Genomic DNA, 16929 nt, shown 5'->3' on the forward strand with positions numbered 1-16929 from the left:
TTCCTTAGCGTGGTTTAACCCGACACAGGGCCTGAGCACCTGCCCGTAGCGTCGCTTCATCTTTCGCAAAAGAGAGGCGAATCAATTTATTATCCGTGCCGTCGGCATAAAACGCCGACAGCGGAATGGTGGCAACACCGCATTCGGTGATCAAGCGCTTCACCATCTCAGCGTCGCTTTCGTCACTGAACTGGCTGTAGTCCGCCAGCAGGAAGAACGACCCCGCGCTCGGCAGCAGGCGGAACGGGGATTCGGCCAGCAGGGTTTGCAGCAGATCCCGCTTGCGCTGATAAAACGCCGCCAGCGACAGCCAGGTTTGCGGGTCGGTCATGTGTTCTGCAAACGCGTGCTGCATTGGGGTATCGGCAGAGAACATCAAAAATTGATGCACTTTGCAGATCTCGTCCATCAGCACCGCGGGAGCAACACAGTAGCCTACGCGCCAGCCGGTGACGTGATAGGTTTTTCCGAAAGATGAAATAATCACGCTACGCTCCGCCAGCTGCGGGTGCGTTGCCATACCGTGATGCGGCTGCCCGTCAAAAACGACGTGTTCGTACACTTCGTCAGACAAAATAATGATGTCGGTATTGCGGGTCAGCGCTGCCAGCTGCTGGAGGTCATTCGCAGAGAACACCTGCCCGCTGGGGTTGTGCGGCGTGTTGACGATGATCATCCGGGTTTTGGGGGTGATGGCGGCGCGCACTTCATCCCAGTTCACGGCGAAATCCGGCACGGTCAGTTTGATGGCGACTGGCGTCGCTCCCTGCAGGCGCACGATGGGCGCATAGCTGTCGAAAGAGGGTTCAAAATAGATAACTTCGTCGCCGGGATGCACCAGGCCGCTGATGGCGGAGTACAGCCCTTCGCTGGCGCTGGCGGTGACCAGCACTTCGCGGCCGGGATCGTATTGCGTGCCGTAGAGGGTGGCAATTTTCTCGGCAATGCGCTCTTTCAGCGCCTGCAGCCCGGTCATGGAGGCATACTGGTTATGTCCGGCCTCCATGGCGCGGGTCACGCCCGCCACCAGCGCAGGATCGCAGGAGAAATTCGGCGCGCCCTGAGAAAGGTTGATGGCGTTATGCTGGGCGGAAAGCTGACCAATCACGGTAAAAATGGTGGTACCAACGTCGGGCAATTTTGAACGGGTTTGCACCGGGGTTCTCAAAGTCATCGTTTTTCCCTTCTCATGAATATTGCATAACTATTCAAACAATAAGTCGGTTGTGGCGACAAACGAATTGTTGTCATAATAGCCATGAGAAAATTGCATACCTGAGGTGTTGTGATGTCGCGCCGTACCTTTCCGCTGAATGCCGTTGACGCGTTTTTGAAAACCGCCCGCCACCTTAACCTGACCCACGCGGCAAAGGAGCTGTGCCTGACTCAGGGCGCGGTGAGCCGTAAAATTGCCGCGCTGGAAAGCTGGTTTGGCTTCCCGCTATTCGAGCGCCACGCCCGCGGGCTGCGGCTTTCGCCTCAGGGCAGCGCCCTGCTTCCGGAATTGCAGTCGGCGTTTGAACATCTGCTGACGGTTGCCGAGCACGGCCGCGCCCAGCAGACCGTGGTGCGCCTGAAGGCGCCAACCTGCGCGATGCGCTGGCTGATCCCGCGCCTGCTGGAGGTGGAGCGCGACCAGCCCGACCTGCAAATCGCCCTGACCACCACCACCGATCACAACGTCAATTTCAAAACCGAATCCTACGACGCGGCTATCGTGTTTGGCACCCACATGAGCGCCGGAGATTTATTGTTTGAAGAGGCGCTAACCCCGGTTATCAGCCCGCTCCGTGCGGGTGCGGCGCTGGAGTCGTTGACCTTTCTGCACCCTACCCGCGACAAGACCGACTGGTCGCTGTGGCTGACCCGGCAGCCCCTGTCGCCGGAAGCCATGCTCAAAAATCAACACTTCGATACGATGGATCTGGCGATCACCGCCGCCATTCAGGGGCTTGGGATCGCCATCGCGGACGAAACGCTGGTGGAGGAGGATATCCGCACCGGAAGGCTGATGCGGCCTTATGATACCAGCATCAGGACCGGGGCGAGCTACCGCCTGGTGATGCGTGAATCGCATGACCAGGACAGCGCGCTGGCGGCGTTTCGCGCCTGCCTGCTCAGTCGAGGCTAACGTGGTGCTTCATCACCCGCTTAAAGAGGCTCATCCGGGCGCGCATGAAGCGGTTTTCGAGCCTGAAACCTGCATGTTTATTCACTCCGATACGTAACAATACGTCCCGCCCTTTGCGGCAGGCGGGCCAGTTTGTCGGCCCCTGAAGCGCGTCGCGACTGCCCCCGGCGTGGCGGGCAAAATTCACCCAGTAGTCAGCCACCTGCGCGGCGAACGCCAGATCGCGCTCGTTCACGTAATGGCGGGAAGGCTCCACCTGCCAGAGGGTATCAAACACGTAAGGCACTTCGTTCCCGTGCCACGCGCCGTTGACGTAGGTGGCGTGCTCCGCCTCGGCAACGTAGTCGAACCAGTAGCGCCAGCACGGCGCCCCCGCCCGCTGCTGGGCCTGCATTACCACAAAGCCCATCGTGGTGAAGGCCATATCGCGACAGACCTGCCTGCCCAGCTCTTCGTCCCCCTTCACGCCCGGATAGAGCAGCTTGATGAGCCCGAGGCCAAATCGCCGCTCCCGGCGCAGCTTCTGTATTTGCCCGGCGAGATCGATACCGAACACCGCCATCACGCTGGCCTCGTCGCTGTTCGAGCCAATCATCACCGGCACCGGATGCTGACGGGCGGCGAAGAAGACGTCGAGCATCGCTTCCGGTAATACGCAGTCGCCCACGATCGGGGCGGGCGCTACGTTGAGCGGCGACTCAAGGGGCCAGAAGGCGTCCGGCGGGATTTCGCGAAGCTGCTCGGCGGTGGCGTTTTCCAGCCCAAAATGGCGCGCCAGCATTTGCCCCTTTTGCAGCGCCTGTTCGCGCGGGGTGTCCGGCAGGGTGTAGCCGCTTTGCACAATCGCTTTGTGGAATAAGCCGCCCGCCAGCGGTGAGGCCAGCAGCGACAGCACGCTGCGCGCCCCGGCGGATTCGCCAAACAGGGTGATGTTGTCCGGGTCGCCGCCGAAGGCCGCGATGTTCTCCCGCACCCAGTTCAGGGCGGCAATCTGATCGAGCAGCGCGAAGTTGTGCACCACGCGATCCTCTTCCCCCTCAAGCGCCGGATGGGCGAAAAAGCCCAGATGCCCCAGGCGGTAATTCAGGGTAACAACCACCACGTCCCGCCGGGCAAGCGCCCCGCCGTGGTAGGGAGGCAGGCCGCCCGCGCCAATGGTAAAGCCTCCGCCGTGCAGCCAGACCATCACCGGAAGCGGTGCGGCGCGCGCGGCGGGCGACCAGACGTTAAGGTAGAGACAATCTTCCGAGAACTGGCCGGGATCGCCGCCGCCCAGCTCCTGACAGTATTCGCTGCTTTGCCAGCTTGAGGGCGAAAACGCCGTGGCCTGGCGCAGCCCTTCCCAGGCGGCGGGCGGCTGCGGTGAGCGCCAGCGCCATTTGCCAACGGGCGGCGCGGCATAGGGAATGCCGCTCCAGACGTGAACATTATCTTGTGTATAACCTACGAGTGCGCCCTGGCGCGTTTCAACCACAGGGGCGGAGGGATTTTGCATACCGGCCTTCTTTTTCCATCACACCCCGGCAGAGTACCGTTTTCAGAGCAAACCGCAACGTTGTTTGCTGCGCGCTTCCGCCTCCTGATAGAGCGTGAACTCGTCGTACACCGGACAGCCAAGGGCGGCCTCAAACGCATCGCGGCTGGCGTTGCCGTGGGTGCGCGCCTGGGTTTCGTTGCCGAGGTTTGACTGGAAAATCCCCGCTGCGCTTACGGGCAGGAAGTCTTCGTAGATGATCGGCTGCGCCACCACCCAGCCGCGTTCAATCAGCGGCTGCGGATCGTCGCCCGGTCGAAACGCCTGGCGATGCGCCTCGCCCGCAGGCGTCAGGCGATAGCGGAAATAGGCCAGCTCCTGACGGCGCAGGAACATTTCGCTGTCCGGGAAGGCGCTGAATACGTCGCGCAGGTGAAGCTGGTGCGTGAGGTTGTCTTTGCCGGTGCCCGCCTGCCCCAGCAGGGAGTCGTACAGCGCGCGCCCTTTCGGGGTCAGCGCCACGCCGCGCTGTTCAATCTCGCCAAAGCGTGCGGTGTGGGTGCCCAGATGTTCACCGGAAAACAGCACCGGCTCCTCAAGCGCCTTAAAGCTGGTCTGACGCAGCAGGATCGGCACCTCGCGGCGCGGCGGCCCTTCAATCAGGATCTTCGGCTCGATGCCGTATTTCGGCATCAGCTCCTGCGCCCGGTCGATATCCAGCGTGCGCGGCGTCAGGTGGTTGATGTGGCAGCCCGGGAAGCAGACCACGTCGGCAATCAGGCGGTGTTCGTTCGCCAGCGCCAGATAGGTTTCCCGATCCACGGTGGCGTGACGATGCCAGCGGAAGGTTTCCAGCGCTTCCTTCACGAACTCGCGCGCCTGGGCGTCGGTAAAGCGCCCTTCGCTCTCATACAGGTCGATAAGCTCGAGGCAGCGCGGCGTAAAGATGTTGCGGCGGGCGAGGATCGCGGCGGCGCGCTCGCGCAGCGCCACGTTTTCAATCAGCTCAAGGCGCAGCAGCGAGGTAAAAATGCGAAACGGATTACGGCACAGCGCCGCATCGTCAATCGGGCGGAACGCCGTTGAGTGGACGGGCACCCCCGCCTGGGAAAGATCGTAATAGCTGACCGGGAACATCCCCATGATGGCAAACATGCGGCGCAGGGTCGACAGCTCTAAAGCCGTGCCTACGCGGATCGCGCCGTGGCGTTCAACGTTCAGACGCGCGAGTTCGTCTGCGTTCGCCAGTTGTTCATGTAACAGGGGATTATTTTCCAGAACGGCCAGATTAACGTCCGCCACCAGCTCCAGTAAGGTGCCGTACTGCGGAACTTCCTGCTGGTACATCGCCGACATAGCCTGCGAAAAGTGTTCCCGAATATCATCAGCCGTGATGTTGTTCGCCATGGTGTCATGTCTCCAGTGAATATTACCTGGAGTGTAGAGAAGCTCTTTTAGGTCGGCAGGAAGAATTTACGAATTGTGATCTGGACAGGCGAGTGGTTAAAGGCTGCGCTTTCTGGAATGAATACAATAAATTGGATGCAGTGACGCACCCCGCATTTCCAAAAAAATCTTGTAACTCAAACAGATCAAATGTTAAAAATATTTTGCTATCTGGTTATCAAAATTAAACAACTTAACTTGTCACCCGCATCGCTCTGTTTTTAACATCGCCTATGGAAAAAAACGGTCTGTTCAGTCAGCGCATACGCTTGCGCCATTTGCATACATTTGTAGCCGTCGCTCAACAGGGAACGCTGGGGCGAGCGGCTGAAACCCTCAACCTGAGTCAGCCAGCACTGTCTAAAACGCTAAACGAGCTGGAACAGCTTACCGGAACCCGCCTGTTCGACCGCGGACGCCTGGGCGCCCAGCTCACCCTGGTGGGCGAACAGTTCCTGACCCACGCCGTGAAAGTTCTGGATGCCCTCAATACCGCCGGACAGGCGCTTAACCGAAAAGAGGAGCAGGTTAACGACATCGTTCGCGTGGGCGCCCTGCCTACCGCGGCGCTCGGCATTCTGCCCGCCGTTATCGGCCAGTTTCACAAGCAGCAAAAGCACACCACCCTCCAGGTGGCGACGATGAATAACACCATGCTGCTGGCGGGACTAAAGTCGGGCGAGCTGGATCTGGGGATTGGCCGGATGTCCGACCCCGAACTGATGACCGGGCTGAACTATGAGCTGCTGTTCCTGGAATCGCTCAAGCTGGTGGTGCGGCCCAATCACCCGCTGCTGCATGACACCGTGACCTTAAGCCGCGTGATGGAGTGGCCCGTGGTGGTGTCTCCCAAAGGCACCATTCCGCGCCAGAACGCCGAAGCCTTGCTGCAAATGCAGGGTTGTACGCTGCCTTCCGGCTGTATCGAAACCCTGTCGGCCTCCCTTTCGCGCCAGCTCACGGTGGATTTTGACTACGTCTGGTTCGTGCCTTCGGGCGCGGTGAAGGACGATTTGCGTCACGGCACCCTGACCGCGCTTCCGGTGACGTCGCCGGGCGCCGGAGAGCCTATCGGGATTCTGACCCGCGTCGATACGCCGCTGTCGACCGGCGCCCAGACGCTGTTGAGCGCCATTCGGAAATCCATGCCCGGCTGATAAGCCGCACGCTTCTCTACTTACCCACCCGCCCGATGGCGGGTTTTTTATCGCCATTAATCAAATAATGCGAAATCATTCATTAACAATTGCGCAAAACAATTTAACAGATTTATCATAGCCACGAATTCACCAAATGGTTCATTTGACATCTTATCAGGTGAATTTCAACGCAATTAACACGGTGTCAACCGTTAAAAACATCATTATCCCCGTTTGAATTTATCCATTTGGTACAGATGCCGCACAGCACGGAACTGAAAAAGACGGGCGTATTTAAGGAGACAGAAATGGCTTTAGGCAGCGCGCCGCGAGGGATACCCCGTATCCTCCAGTGGCTCCTTGCCGGACTGATGGCACTCATCGGTCTGGCGGTTGGCGGGTTGGGCTTTAAGCTCGCCACAGTGGGTGGAACGTGGTACTTCCTGATCATGGGCGTCGTGATGGTGGTGGCCGCCATCCTGATTTTCATCAACCGTATCAGCGGGATTATCCTCTACGCCATCGCGTTTATCGCGTCCCTGTTCTGGGCGGTGAGCGACGCGGGCTGGGACTTCTGGCCGCTTTTCTCTCGCCTGTTCACCTTCGCCGTGCTGGCATTCCTGTGTGCCGTTGTCTGGCCATTCCTGCGCGCGGCAAATAGCAGCGCGGACGTGAAAAAAGGCCCGGCGTTTGGCGTCGCCGCCGTGCTCGCCGTAGCCATGCTGGCAAGCTTAGGCTGGATGTTTAAGCCGCAAACGCTGGTCGCGGCCAACGAGCCGGTTCCGGTTAAGCCCGTCGCCCCCGGCGAGCAGCAAAAGAACTGGGAGCACTGGGGTAACACCACCCACGGCGACCGCTTTGCCGCGCTTGACCAGATCAACAAGCAGAACGTGAGCGATCTGAAAGTGGCCTGGGTTGCCCATACGGGCGATATCCCGCAGAGCAACGGCTCCGGCGCGGAAGACCAGAACACCCCGCTTCAGGTTGGCGACACCCTGTACGTCTGTACCCCGTACAGCAAAGTGCTGGCGCTGGACGTCGATTCTGGTAAAGAAAAATGGCGCTACGACTCCAAAGCCACCGCGCCAAACTGGCAGCGCTGCCGCGGTCTGGGCTATTTTGAAGACCACGCAAGCGTGACAGCGTCACAAAACGCAGCGCAGCCTGCGGCCTGCTCTCGCCGCCTGTTCCTGCCAACCACCGATGCGCGCCTGATCGCCATCAACGCCGATAGCGGTAAAGTCTGCGAAGACTTTGGTGACCATGGCACTGTCGATCTGAGCGTGGGCATGGGTGAAGTGAAGCCGGGCTATTATCAGCAGACCTCTACGCCGCTGGTGGCGGGGAACGTGGTGGTGGTCGGCGGACGCATCGCGGACAACTACTCCACGGGCGAACCGCCGGGCGTAGTGCGCGCCTATGATGTTCACACCGGCAAGCTGGCGTGGGCGTGGGATCCGGGTAATCCGAACCTGACCGGCGAGCCGCCGGAAGGCCAGACCTATACCCGCGGTACGCCAAACGTCTGGTCGGCGATGTCTTACGACGCCAAACTGAACCTGATCTATCTGCCAACCGGCAACGCCACGCCGGACTTCTGGGCGGGTGAACGTACCGCGCTGGACGATAAATACAGCTCGTCTATCGTGGCGGTCGATGCCACCACCGGACAGGTGCGCTGGCACTTCCAGACCACTCACCACGACCTGTGGGACTTTGACCTGCCTTCCCAGCCGCTACTGTACGATCTGCCGGACGGTAAAGGCGGTACGACGCCTGTTCTGGTGCAGACCAGCAAGCAGGGCATGATCTTCATGCTGAACCGCGAAACGGGTAAACCGGTCGCCAAGGTGGAAGAGCGTCCGGTGCCTGCCGGTAACGTTGAGGGCGAACGCTACTCGCCTACCCAGCCGTATTCCGTTGGCATGCCGATGATCGGCAACCAGACCCTGACGGAGTCCGACATGTGGGGCGCAACCCCTGTCGATATGCTGCTGTGCCGCATCCAGTTTAAAGAGATGCGCCATCAGGGGATCTTCACCCCGCCGGGTATCGACCGCTCCCTCCAGTTCCCTGGCTCCCTCGGCGGAATGAACTGGGGCAGCGTGTCCGTTGACCCGAACAACAGCCTGATGTTCGTGAACGATATGCGCCTGGGCCTGGCCAACTACATGGTTCCGCGCGCTAACGTGGCGAAAAACGCCAGCGGCATCGAAATGGGTATTGTGCCAATGGACGGTACGCCGTTCGGCGCGATGCGCGAACGCTTCCTGTCTCCGCTGGGCATTCCGTGCCAGAAGCCGCCGTTTGGCACCATGTCTGCGGTTGACCTGAAAACCGGCAAGCTGGTGTGGCAGGTTCCGGTCGGCACCGTGGAAGACACCGGCCCGCTGGGCATCCGTATGCACATGCCGATCCCAATCGGGATGCCAACGCTTGGGGCATCGCTCTCTACCCAGTCTGGCCTGCTGTTCTTTGCGGGTACTCAGGACTTCTACCTGCGCGCGTTTGATACCGCCACGGGTAAAGAGATTTGGAAAGATCGCCTGCCGGTGGGCAGCCAGTCTGGCCCGATGACCTACGTGTCGCCGAAGACCGGCAAGCAGTACATCATCATCAACGCGGGCGGCGCGCGTCAGTCGCCGGATCGTGGTGATTACGTGATTGCCTACGCGTTACCGGATAAGAAGTAACGGATGAAAAAAGGGACCGAAAGGTCCCTTTTTTTTGCCCGCCTACAGGTTCAGGTAGGTCGGGTAAGCGAAGCGCCACCCGGCGCTGCTGGCAACTCAGAACGTTTCCCAGTTATCCCCGGACGTCGCCGCAGCCGGGCGCAATGGCGCGCTCTTAACCTCAGGCGAAGACGCCACCGCACGGCTTGCCGTCGCCCCGTTCAGACGAAACGCCCCGACCGCCTCGGTCAGACGCGCGCCCTGCTCCTCAAGGGACGCCGCCGCCGCAGAGGCTTCTTCCACCAGCGAGGCGTTCTGCTGGGTCACTTTGTCCATCTCGGAAATCGCCTGGCTGACCTGCACAATGCCGCGGCTCTGCTCGTCCGACGCCGCCGCGATCTCCAGCATGATATCGGTGACGCGCTTAACCGCCTCGACGATCTCATTCATGGTGTTCCCCGCCGCGACCACTTCGCCAGAGCCCTGGTCAATCAGGGTTACGGACTCGTTAATCAGGCCTTCAATCTCTTTCGCGGCGTTGGCGCTGCGGCTTGCCAGGGTACGCACTTCGCTCGCCACCACCGCAAACCCGCGGCCCTGCTCGCCCGCGCGCGCGGCTTCTACCGCGGCGTTCAGCGCCAGGATGTTGGTCTGGAACGCGATGCTGTTAATCACCGCGGTGATTTCGGAGATTTTCTTCGAGCTGGTGGAGATATTGCCCATCGTTTTCACCACGCCGGAGACCATCTGGCCGCCGCGGCTGGCTTTGCCGGAGGCATCTTCTGCCAGCTTGCTGGCGTGGTGCGCGTTATCGGCGTTCTGCTTCACGGTGGCGGTTAACTGCTCCATGCTGGCCGCCGTTTGCTCGATGGCCGCGGCCTGCTGTTCGGTACGGGACGAGAGATCGGTGTTGCCCGCAGAAATCTCGCTGGTGCCGCGATAGATCTCCTCCGCGCCCTGGCGAACGGTGCCTACGGTGGTCACCAGAGAATGCTGCATGGTTTGCAAATCGCGGGTCAGGCGGCCAATCTCGCTGCGCCCCGTTGCGTCGTCCGCCATCGTCAGGTCGCCCTTCGCGATCTTCTCGATACGCGATGCCGCGCGCTGGAGCGGATGGATCACCGTGCGGCGCAGCACAACGAAGGTCATCGCCGTCAGCACCAGCGCCAGCGCAAACGCGCCCACCATAAACATCAGGCCCAGCCGCGTGCGGTCGTGCGCCTGCGCCGTCAGGGCATTGGCTCGGTCGGTGCGGATCTTAATCGCCTTCAGCAGAACGGCGTTGTAGGCGTCATCCAGCGGGCGCGCCGTTTCGTTTTCGTGGTTGATGATCGCCTCGAACATACCGTTTTTGGCAAATTTCACCATCGGCTGCATGCCCGCAATATAGGCGTCGTAGCGCGCCTTGAGCTCCGCATCCAGCGCCTGCCCCTCGGCGGTACGCACCGCACGGTCCATGTAGGCGGTAAAGCTCTCCTGGGACTGCTTAATACGCGTTTCCGCCTCGGTGATGTTCTGCTTCATCGCATCCATCTCCGCGATACGGCTTGCCGCACCCGCGTGGATCAGATTGATACGCGCGGTTCGCAGATGGTTTGAGCTGTTCGACAGCCCCATACGCACCTGAATTTCAGCCGTCACATCCTGCTGATCGTTGTCGGCCTGCAGCAGGAAATACCCCGCAAGGCCTGAGCTCAAGGCAAACAGAAGAATAATGCCACCGAGAATGGAGGAAAACAGCGGAACCAGCCTGATGTGATGCAAGAAGCTCAGCTTGTGCTGCGCCTGCATCGAAGTTGTGTTGTCCATGACCGTCGACTCTCTTATAGGTAAGATGCGTAAAAACACGCCTGTAAAATAGTCATCGGCACGGCGGGAAATTAGATTACGGCTAAAAGCGCCGGACAGGTCACACTTTAGAGAAGATTATTAAAGAAACGCCAGCGGCAAAAACCGCTGGCAGAATAATTAGTTGTCGCCGAAATGTATGACGGTACGAATGGATTTCCCTTCGTGCATCAGGTCAAAGGCTTCGTTGATCTGAGCGAGCGGCAGACGGTGGGTGATGAACGGATCGAGCTGAATTTTGCCGTGCATCGCATCTTCAACCATCCCCGGCAGCTGGGTGCGCCCTTTCACGCCGCCAAACGCCGAACCGCGCCACACGCGCCCGGTCACCAGCTGGAACGGACGGGTTTTGATCTCCTGGCCCGCTCCCGCCACGCCAATAATGATGCTCTCGCCCCAGCCTTTGTGGCAGCACTCAAGCGCGGAGCGCATCACGTTAACGTTGCCGATACACTCAAAGCTGAAGTCCACACCGCCGTCGGTCAGTTCAACAATCACATCCTGAACCGGCTTATCGTAGTCTTTCGGGTTGATGAAATCGGTGGCGCCCATTTCGCCCGCCAGGGTGAATTTTTCCGGGTTGGTATCCACCGCAATGATGCGGCCCGCTTTCGCCTGCACCGCGCCCTGGATAACCGCCAGACCGATCCCGCCCAGGCCAAACACCGCCACGGTATCACCCTCTTTGACCTTCGCGGTGTTGTGAACCGCGCCGATACCGGTGGTCACGCCGCAGCCGAGCAGACAAACCTTATCCAGCGGCGCCTGCGGGTTTACCTTCGCCAGCGAGATTTCCGCGCAAACGGTGTATTCGCTGAAGGTGCTGGTGCCCATGTAGTGATAAATCGGCTCGCCGTTATAGGAAAAACGCGTGGTGCCGTCCGGCATCAGCCCTTTACCCTGGGTGGCGCGAACCGCCTGACACAGGTTGGTTTTGCCGGATTTACAGAACTTACACTCGCCGCACTCTGCGGTGTACAGCGGGATCACGTGGTCGCCCGGCTTGAGGCTGGTAACGCCTTCGCCCACTTCAACCACGATGCCGCCGCCTTCATGGCCGAGCACCGCCGGGAAGACGCCTTCCGGATCGTCACCTGACAGAGTGAATGCATCCGTGTGGCACACGCCGGTGTGGGTAATTTTGATCAGCACTTCGCCCTTTTTCGGCGGCGCAACGTCAATTTCAACAATTTTCAGCGGCTGGCCAGGACCAAATGCAACGGCTGCACGAGATTTCATATTGACTTCCCTTTTAGTGAGGACGGTGAATTTATTTTAGATAAGAGCGCAGCAAATGGCCGACTTCGGCCATTCTGGCTGCCCGCTGATCCGGAGTTGTTTCCCCCGTAACCAGCTCGTCTTTGAGGTGAATTTCGACCATTTCGCCCATCAGGCCGTTCGCCGCACCGCGCACGGCGGCGATTTGCTGCAGAATGGCAAGACAGGGTTCGCCGGACTCCAGCGCGCGTTCAAGGGCGTCTACCTGCCCACGGATACGCCGGACGCGAGTAAGAATTCGTTTTTTATCTGCGGGGGAATGCGGCATACGCCCTCCTGAATATACTATAGGGGGGTATGGTATCTGTTAATGCGCCTGCCTGTAAACGTTACGTTTTGTGGGGTTATCGCCTGTACAGGTGTCGAAGCGCGGCGCTGCGAAAGCGCCCGGTATATCGCTACCGGGGCAGGCAGAGATTAATCAGCAGATGAGATAACAGGATATTATTTTTCGACTGCATAATCTCCGCGAGGCTCGCTTTCCGATAAGCCTCGGGAGTCCATGAGTTGTGGAGTGAAATTAATCCGCATCTGGCTTTTCCTACAATTTCGCTCACCGTCTTTTTTGGGGCCGTGAAATAAAAATCCAGGTAGCGATGGTGTGGATGCTCATAAGGGCTGTCGATCTCGATAATATTGCCGCTGGAGGCGGCGTCGATAATATGCGCGCTGGATGCGTATCGATCGTTTTTCAGCAATTCATCAATAATACCGTTGCCGACGTAGTGCCAGGGAAGCGGTTCAGGAAGCGGCTTTGCCAGTCGTCGGGTAATTTCCGATGCCCACTGAGCGAGAACGGGATTATTCTGCTGTGGGGAAGCGATCACCGCAAGGTGAATACTCTTTTTTTGCGGGTAACCAAAGGCAGAAAATGTATTTTGAGGGAAAACGCCTTCGCTGAACGGATTTTTTGTCATGATGGTATCCGCATCCATAAATACCCCACCGCGCGACAGCAATACCCAGACGGAAACAACATCAGATTGCATCGCAAGTGAAAGGGCATAAAAAGAGGGCGTGAGAAGCGTTTCTGGAAGATAGTCGTGAATGTTCTTGTGATTAATAATTTCGATGCTGACGCCCGGGATGGCTAACGCCCAGGTATGCATACAGAGTTTTATATATTCCGGCATGCCGCTTTTATCGCGATCCACCCAGTATGTGTAGATTTTCATCCAGTAATCCATAAACATAAATGTGCCGCTTTAAAGCGGCACAGTTGATGCAAATCTTAAATCGCCCACTCCCCTATTTCCTGCCAGCCGCCGCGCATCAGGGATAGAGACAACTCTTAAAATGCCCTGCGGGGCCCGTTTTGTGTCTATCCTTAAATCATCAACAAAGGAGGAAATAATGTCTGATTTCGACACCGATAAAAATGCAGAATACGCAGGCGAGAAAGCGAAAAACAAACTTGATGAACTGGCTGGCTCCGCGCAGCAGCAGTTCGGCGATTTTGTTGATTCACCGAAGCATCAGGTGAAAGGCACAGCAAAAAAATATGCGGCCCAGGCCAGCGATGCCGTTTCTGACGTCGCGGAAGTGGTACGTAACAACCCCCTGTCAGGCCTTGTCGCAGCGGGTGCGGTCGGTATTGTTTTAGGCCTGTTACTGGGTCGAAAATAAAAATAAGGTCCTTCGGGGCCTTTATTTTTGCCGCTACAGCCCCGTTTGTCCGGGGGAAATGATCCCGGACAACACCACCGCCTCCTCCGACGAACAGACGTCGATATCCTCCCCCATCAGATGCCAGACGCCGCGCGACGTCCCGCCGTTCTCAACATCGTTAATCAGAATGTCTGAATACCGGGCTTTTTGCACAATGCCCCGAAACTTTATCCAGTAGTAACCGTCCTGCATGGCATACCCTCCTCTTTGGCATGGATTAAGTATTGCAGAGATCTGGAAAAGGGATAGCGAAGCAGGGGTAAGTTTCGAGCAAAGTAAAAACTTGTACATTTTTGCTGTACAGATTTATCTTCCTGGTATAAATTCATTTGCATCGATGTTACTAAAATGTTTTTTAACGGTGGGAAATGATGAAACGCAACAACGCAGCATCCACAGCAGAAGGCGCTATTGCTCTGTATTTTAACAGGAACAACATTCCCACCCAGCAGGAAACGCTCGGGTTAATCGTGGGTGAAATCTTGAAAGAAAATGTACAACTGAGCAGAATGACAATTTGTACAAAACTGTTGCGCCGTATCGAAGAGTCCTCATGCGAGGAACAGGTGGCCCACTACAACGGCCTTATCGCCCTTTTCTTCGAGCGATGAAGCGGACGTGAATTTTAACTTACTGGCTATGCCCTTTCGGGTAGCGGAGTGAGAGTAACGCTATGCATAGAACGCTATTTGAACGACTTAAAGATGACTTAATTGGTGAAGCGGTTTTATCCATCCTCAAGGAGGAAGGGCCGATCACCTTTGCATCCCTGGCAGAACGCTTGCACGTAATGGCGAACGTTGAAACAAACGATGAACGTAAAAAAGCGCTGATCGCGGCAGAAAACGAGGTGCGTGAAAAGGTCACCCACGTTTCGCATGACCGGGGAAGCGTCATTGGCGATTACGACGTTGGCAGGATCCGCTCTCTTTTCAAAAAAGACAGCCTGACAACCTCGATAAAGAAACATTAATTCCTACACACACGGTGAACAGCATGGGCAAAGCAATGAGGCAGCAGACGTATCAATTCGAAGCACTGCATGACAAAGGACTGGCGGAGCATTTTCTCAACGCGGGCAAACACATGAGCGGCGAAGTGGAAGTGTTAGGCTCCGCCATCCGCTGTATTCTGCTTACCGGCGATAATCTCTCTAACAAAGAGATCATCCTGCAGCTGATCCACGCCCTGGAAATCACCCAGGAGCCAGAAGCCTGCGACGTGATCCGCAACACGCTGGAAATTGTCGTTGGTTTCACCCGCGACGATCTCTGAGAGACCGCCAACCCCTCCCGACCCCGACGCCACGCAGCCCCTTCCGTTCTCGTTTAAGCCAGACGAGAGGGATTCCTTTCCCTGCAAAATGCTGTAATATGCAAACTATTGCAACATTTTGCAGGATTCATTCCCATGCACAAAACCGCCCGTCAAAAATATGTCCTTGATATTATTACTGAACAAGGTCAGGCCAGCATCACCGAGCTTGCAGAAAAGCTGCGGGTTTCTGCGGACACCATCCGCCGGGATCTTACCGACCTCGAAAATCAGGGCTTAGCGCAAAAGAATCACGGCGGCGCCATCGCGCTCGATCTTTCTGCCATGAATCGCCACAGCCGAAACACCCTTCTGCCCAAAACCAAGCAACTGCTGGGTCAAAAGGTCGCGCAATGCGTGCCCGCCGGTTCGACGCTGTTCCTCGACGCGGGCAGCACGGTGATGGCGGTGGCCACTTTCCTCCAGGGGCCGCTGACGGTGATCACAACCTCGCTGGATATCGCCCAGCACTTTAGCGATCGTTCGGACATCGAGCTGATCCTGCTCGGCGGCAGGTGGGACCAGAAGCAGCGCCTGTTTGCCGGGAGCGCCACCCTGTCGCTGCTGTCCCGCTACCGGGCCGATATCGCCATTCTCGGCGCCTGCGCCATTCACCCGCAGCTGGGGCTAAGCGCCAGTAAAGAAGCCGATGCCGAAGTCAAACGGGCGATGCTGGCGGCAAGCAACGAAGGCTGGATCGTGGCCGACCACATGAAGCTCAACCAGTGCGAGCCCTATCTGGTGTCCGGCCTGGCCGACATTCATCAATTGTTTTTAGATCGTCCCTGGGCCGAGCTTGGGGACACCGGCGCGCTGCATATCACCCTTGCAGACGCTCAATAATGTGGAGATGGTCATGAATAAAGTTGTCGCTCGAAACGGTAAGACAATCAACGTTGCGCTGATCGGCTATGGATTTGTGGGGAAAACCTTCCACGCCCCGCTGATCCAGTCCGTCGACGGCCTGAAGCTGGCGGTGGTGTCTTCCCGCGATGAGGAAAAAGTGAAGCGCGATCTGCCGGACGCTATCGTCGTCGCCACGCCGGAAGAGGCCATTCAGCACCCGGACATCGATCTGGTGGTGATCGCCTCCCCTAACGCTACCCACGCGCCGCTGGCGACGCTGGCGCTGAACGCGGGTAAACACGTGGTTGTCGATAAGCCGTTCACCCTCGACATGCAGGAAGCCCGCGACCTGATCGCGCTGGCCGAAGAGAAGCAGCGCCTGCTTTCGGTGTTCCACAACCGCCGCTGGGACAGCGATTTCCTCGGCATTAAGCAGGTTATCGAGCAGGGGCTGATCGGCAAGGTGAAGCATTTTGAGTCGCACATCGACCGCTTCCGCCCGGAAGTGCGCGTGCGCTGGAGAGAGCAAAACGTGCCGGGCAGCGGCCTGTGGTTCGATCTCGGGCCACACCTGATTGACCAGACGCTGCAGCTGTTCGGCCTGCCGCAGTCCGTTCAGGGCAACATCGCCACCCTGCGCGACGGCGCGGAGATCAACGACTGGGCGCACGTGGTCCTCAACTATCCGCAGCATAAGGTCATTCTGCACTGCAGCATGCTGGTTGCCGGGGGCTCGTCACGCTTTACCGTGCACGGCGATAAGGCGAGCGTGGTGAAAGCCCGCATCGACCAGCAGGAGGCGCAGCTTCTGGCAGGCGTTATTCCGGGCAGCGAAAGCTGGGGCGAAGACAGCGATGACATGGTGCTGTTCAACGCCAGCGGCGAGCCGCAGCCGGTTAACACGCCGAAAGGCGATCAGCGTCAGTACTACATTAACGTGCGCGACGCGCTGAACGGCGACATTGAGAACCCGGTTCACCCGGTTGAAGCCCTGGCGGTGATGGCGGTGCTGGAAGCCGCCGTGACCGCCTCGGAAACGGGGTCGGCCCAGCCGCTGGCGCTGACCGCCGCCGAGCTGGCGCACCTGCAATAAAAGAAGCCGGGCCTGCGGAG

Annotated in this window: 17 protein-coding genes; 9 read left to right on the top strand and 8 right to left on the bottom strand. The window is 58.3% G+C overall.

Going from position 1 to position 16929, the window contains the following annotated elements; all coding sequences use genetic code 11:
• Window positions 1-4: 4 nt before the first annotated feature.
• Complete coding sequence (locus tag AB6V08_RS13350) at window positions 5-1174, bottom strand: pyridoxal phosphate-dependent aminotransferase (protein ID WP_368543314.1); 1170 nt, start codon at window positions 1172-1174, stop codon at window positions 5-7.
• Window positions 1175-1288: 114 nt separating this feature from the next.
• Between AB6V08_RS13350 and AB6V08_RS13355 the strand changes: the two genes are divergently transcribed.
• Complete coding sequence (locus AB6V08_RS13355) at window positions 1289-2131, top strand: LysR family transcriptional regulator (RefSeq protein ID WP_368543316.1); 843 nt, start codon at window positions 1289-1291, stop codon at window positions 2129-2131.
• Here the strand turns inward: AB6V08_RS13355 and AB6V08_RS13360 are convergent.
• Window positions 2118-3626: a carboxylesterase/lipase family protein gene (locus AB6V08_RS13360; protein WP_368543318.1), complete on the bottom strand. Its 1509-nt coding sequence runs from the start codon at window positions 3624-3626 to the stop codon at window positions 2118-2120. The two genes, AB6V08_RS13355 and AB6V08_RS13360, sit on opposite strands and share 14 nt — an antisense overlap.
• A 42-nt stretch (window positions 3627-3668) precedes the next feature.
• Window positions 3669-5012, bottom strand: coding sequence for a 2-oxoadipate dioxygenase/decarboxylase HglS (gene hglS, locus AB6V08_RS13365; protein ID WP_368543320.1), 1344 nt, complete (start codon window positions 5010-5012; stop codon window positions 3669-3671).
• Window positions 5013-5284: 272 nt separating this feature from the next.
• On the opposite strand from hglS, the gene AB6V08_RS13370 reads away from it, so the two are divergent.
• Entirely contained in the window at window positions 5285-6208 is a 924-nt protein-coding gene (locus AB6V08_RS13370; protein WP_368543322.1) for a LysR substrate-binding domain-containing protein, read from the top strand.
• Between the two features lie 290 nt (window positions 6209-6498).
• Window positions 6499-8883 (top strand): glucose/quinate/shikimate family membrane-bound PQQ-dependent dehydrogenase, encoded by a 2385-nt coding sequence (locus AB6V08_RS13375; RefSeq protein ID WP_368543324.1) that lies wholly within the window; start codon window positions 6499-6501, stop codon window positions 8881-8883.
• A 96-nt stretch (window positions 8884-8979) separates the two neighbouring features.
• Here AB6V08_RS13375 and AB6V08_RS13380 read toward each other — a convergent pair whose 3' ends face one another.
• The 4 genes from AB6V08_RS13380 to AB6V08_RS13395 form a co-directional block, all read right to left on the bottom strand.
• Window positions 8980-10671, bottom strand: a complete 1692-nt coding sequence (locus AB6V08_RS13380; RefSeq protein ID WP_368543326.1) for a methyl-accepting chemotaxis protein — start codon at window positions 10669-10671, stop codon at window positions 8980-8982.
• 159 nt (window positions 10672-10830) lie between these two features.
• Window positions 10831-11949 (bottom strand): S-(hydroxymethyl)glutathione dehydrogenase/class III alcohol dehydrogenase, encoded by a 1119-nt coding sequence (locus AB6V08_RS13385; RefSeq protein ID WP_368543328.1) that lies wholly within the window; start codon window positions 11947-11949, stop codon window positions 10831-10833.
• A 31-nt stretch (window positions 11950-11980) separates the two neighbouring features.
• Entirely contained in the window at window positions 11981-12256 is a 276-nt protein-coding gene (locus AB6V08_RS13390; protein ID WP_368543330.1) for a metal/formaldehyde-sensitive transcriptional repressor, read from the bottom strand.
• 130 nt (window positions 12257-12386) lie between these two features.
• Window positions 12387-13163, bottom strand: coding sequence for a capsular polysaccharide synthesis protein (locus AB6V08_RS13395; RefSeq protein WP_368543332.1), 777 nt, complete (start codon window positions 13161-13163; stop codon window positions 12387-12389).
• Between the two features lie 178 nt (window positions 13164-13341).
• On the opposite strand from AB6V08_RS13395, the gene AB6V08_RS13400 reads away from it, so the two are divergent.
• Window positions 13342-13614 (top strand): YqjD family protein, encoded by a 273-nt coding sequence (locus AB6V08_RS13400; protein WP_368543334.1) that lies wholly within the window; start codon window positions 13342-13344, stop codon window positions 13612-13614.
• Window positions 13615-13647: 33 nt separating this feature from the next.
• Here the strand turns inward: AB6V08_RS13400 and AB6V08_RS13405 are convergent, their stop codons facing one another.
• Window positions 13648-13848 (bottom strand): hypothetical protein, encoded by a 201-nt coding sequence (locus AB6V08_RS13405; RefSeq protein ID WP_368543336.1) that lies wholly within the window; start codon window positions 13846-13848, stop codon window positions 13648-13650.
• A 179-nt stretch (window positions 13849-14027) separates the two neighbouring features.
• Between AB6V08_RS13405 and ycgZ the strand changes: the two genes are divergently transcribed.
• The 5 genes from ycgZ (at window position 14028) to AB6V08_RS13430 (ending at window position 16909) form a co-directional block, all read left to right on the top strand.
• Complete coding sequence (ycgZ, locus tag AB6V08_RS13410; protein WP_368543338.1) at window positions 14028-14267, top strand: regulatory protein YcgZ; 240 nt, start codon at window positions 14028-14030, stop codon at window positions 14265-14267.
• 62 nt (window positions 14268-14329) lie between these two features.
• A complete protein-coding gene (locus AB6V08_RS13415; protein ID WP_368543340.1) occupies window positions 14330-14629 on the top strand; it encodes a hypothetical protein in 300 nt (99 codons plus the stop codon).
• 23 nt (window positions 14630-14652) lie between these two features.
• Window positions 14653-14931: a biofilm development regulator YmgB/AriR family protein gene (locus AB6V08_RS13420; RefSeq protein ID WP_368543342.1), complete on the top strand. Its 279-nt coding sequence runs from the start codon at window positions 14653-14655 to the stop codon at window positions 14929-14931.
• 135 nt (window positions 14932-15066) lie between these two features.
• Window positions 15067-15813 carry a DeoR/GlpR family DNA-binding transcription regulator gene (locus AB6V08_RS13425; RefSeq protein WP_368543344.1) on the top strand — a complete coding sequence of 249 codons (747 nt, stop codon included), beginning with the start codon at window positions 15067-15069 and terminating at the stop codon, window positions 15811-15813.
• Between the two features lie 13 nt (window positions 15814-15826).
• Entirely contained in the window at window positions 15827-16909 is a 1083-nt protein-coding gene (locus AB6V08_RS13430; protein ID WP_368543346.1) for an oxidoreductase, read from the top strand.
• Window positions 16910-16929 lie beyond the last annotated feature (20 nt).

Source organism: Enterobacter soli (genome assembly GCF_964208575.1).
Taxonomy (GTDB): Bacteria; Pseudomonadota; Gammaproteobacteria; order Enterobacterales; family Enterobacteriaceae; genus Enterobacter; species Enterobacter soli_A.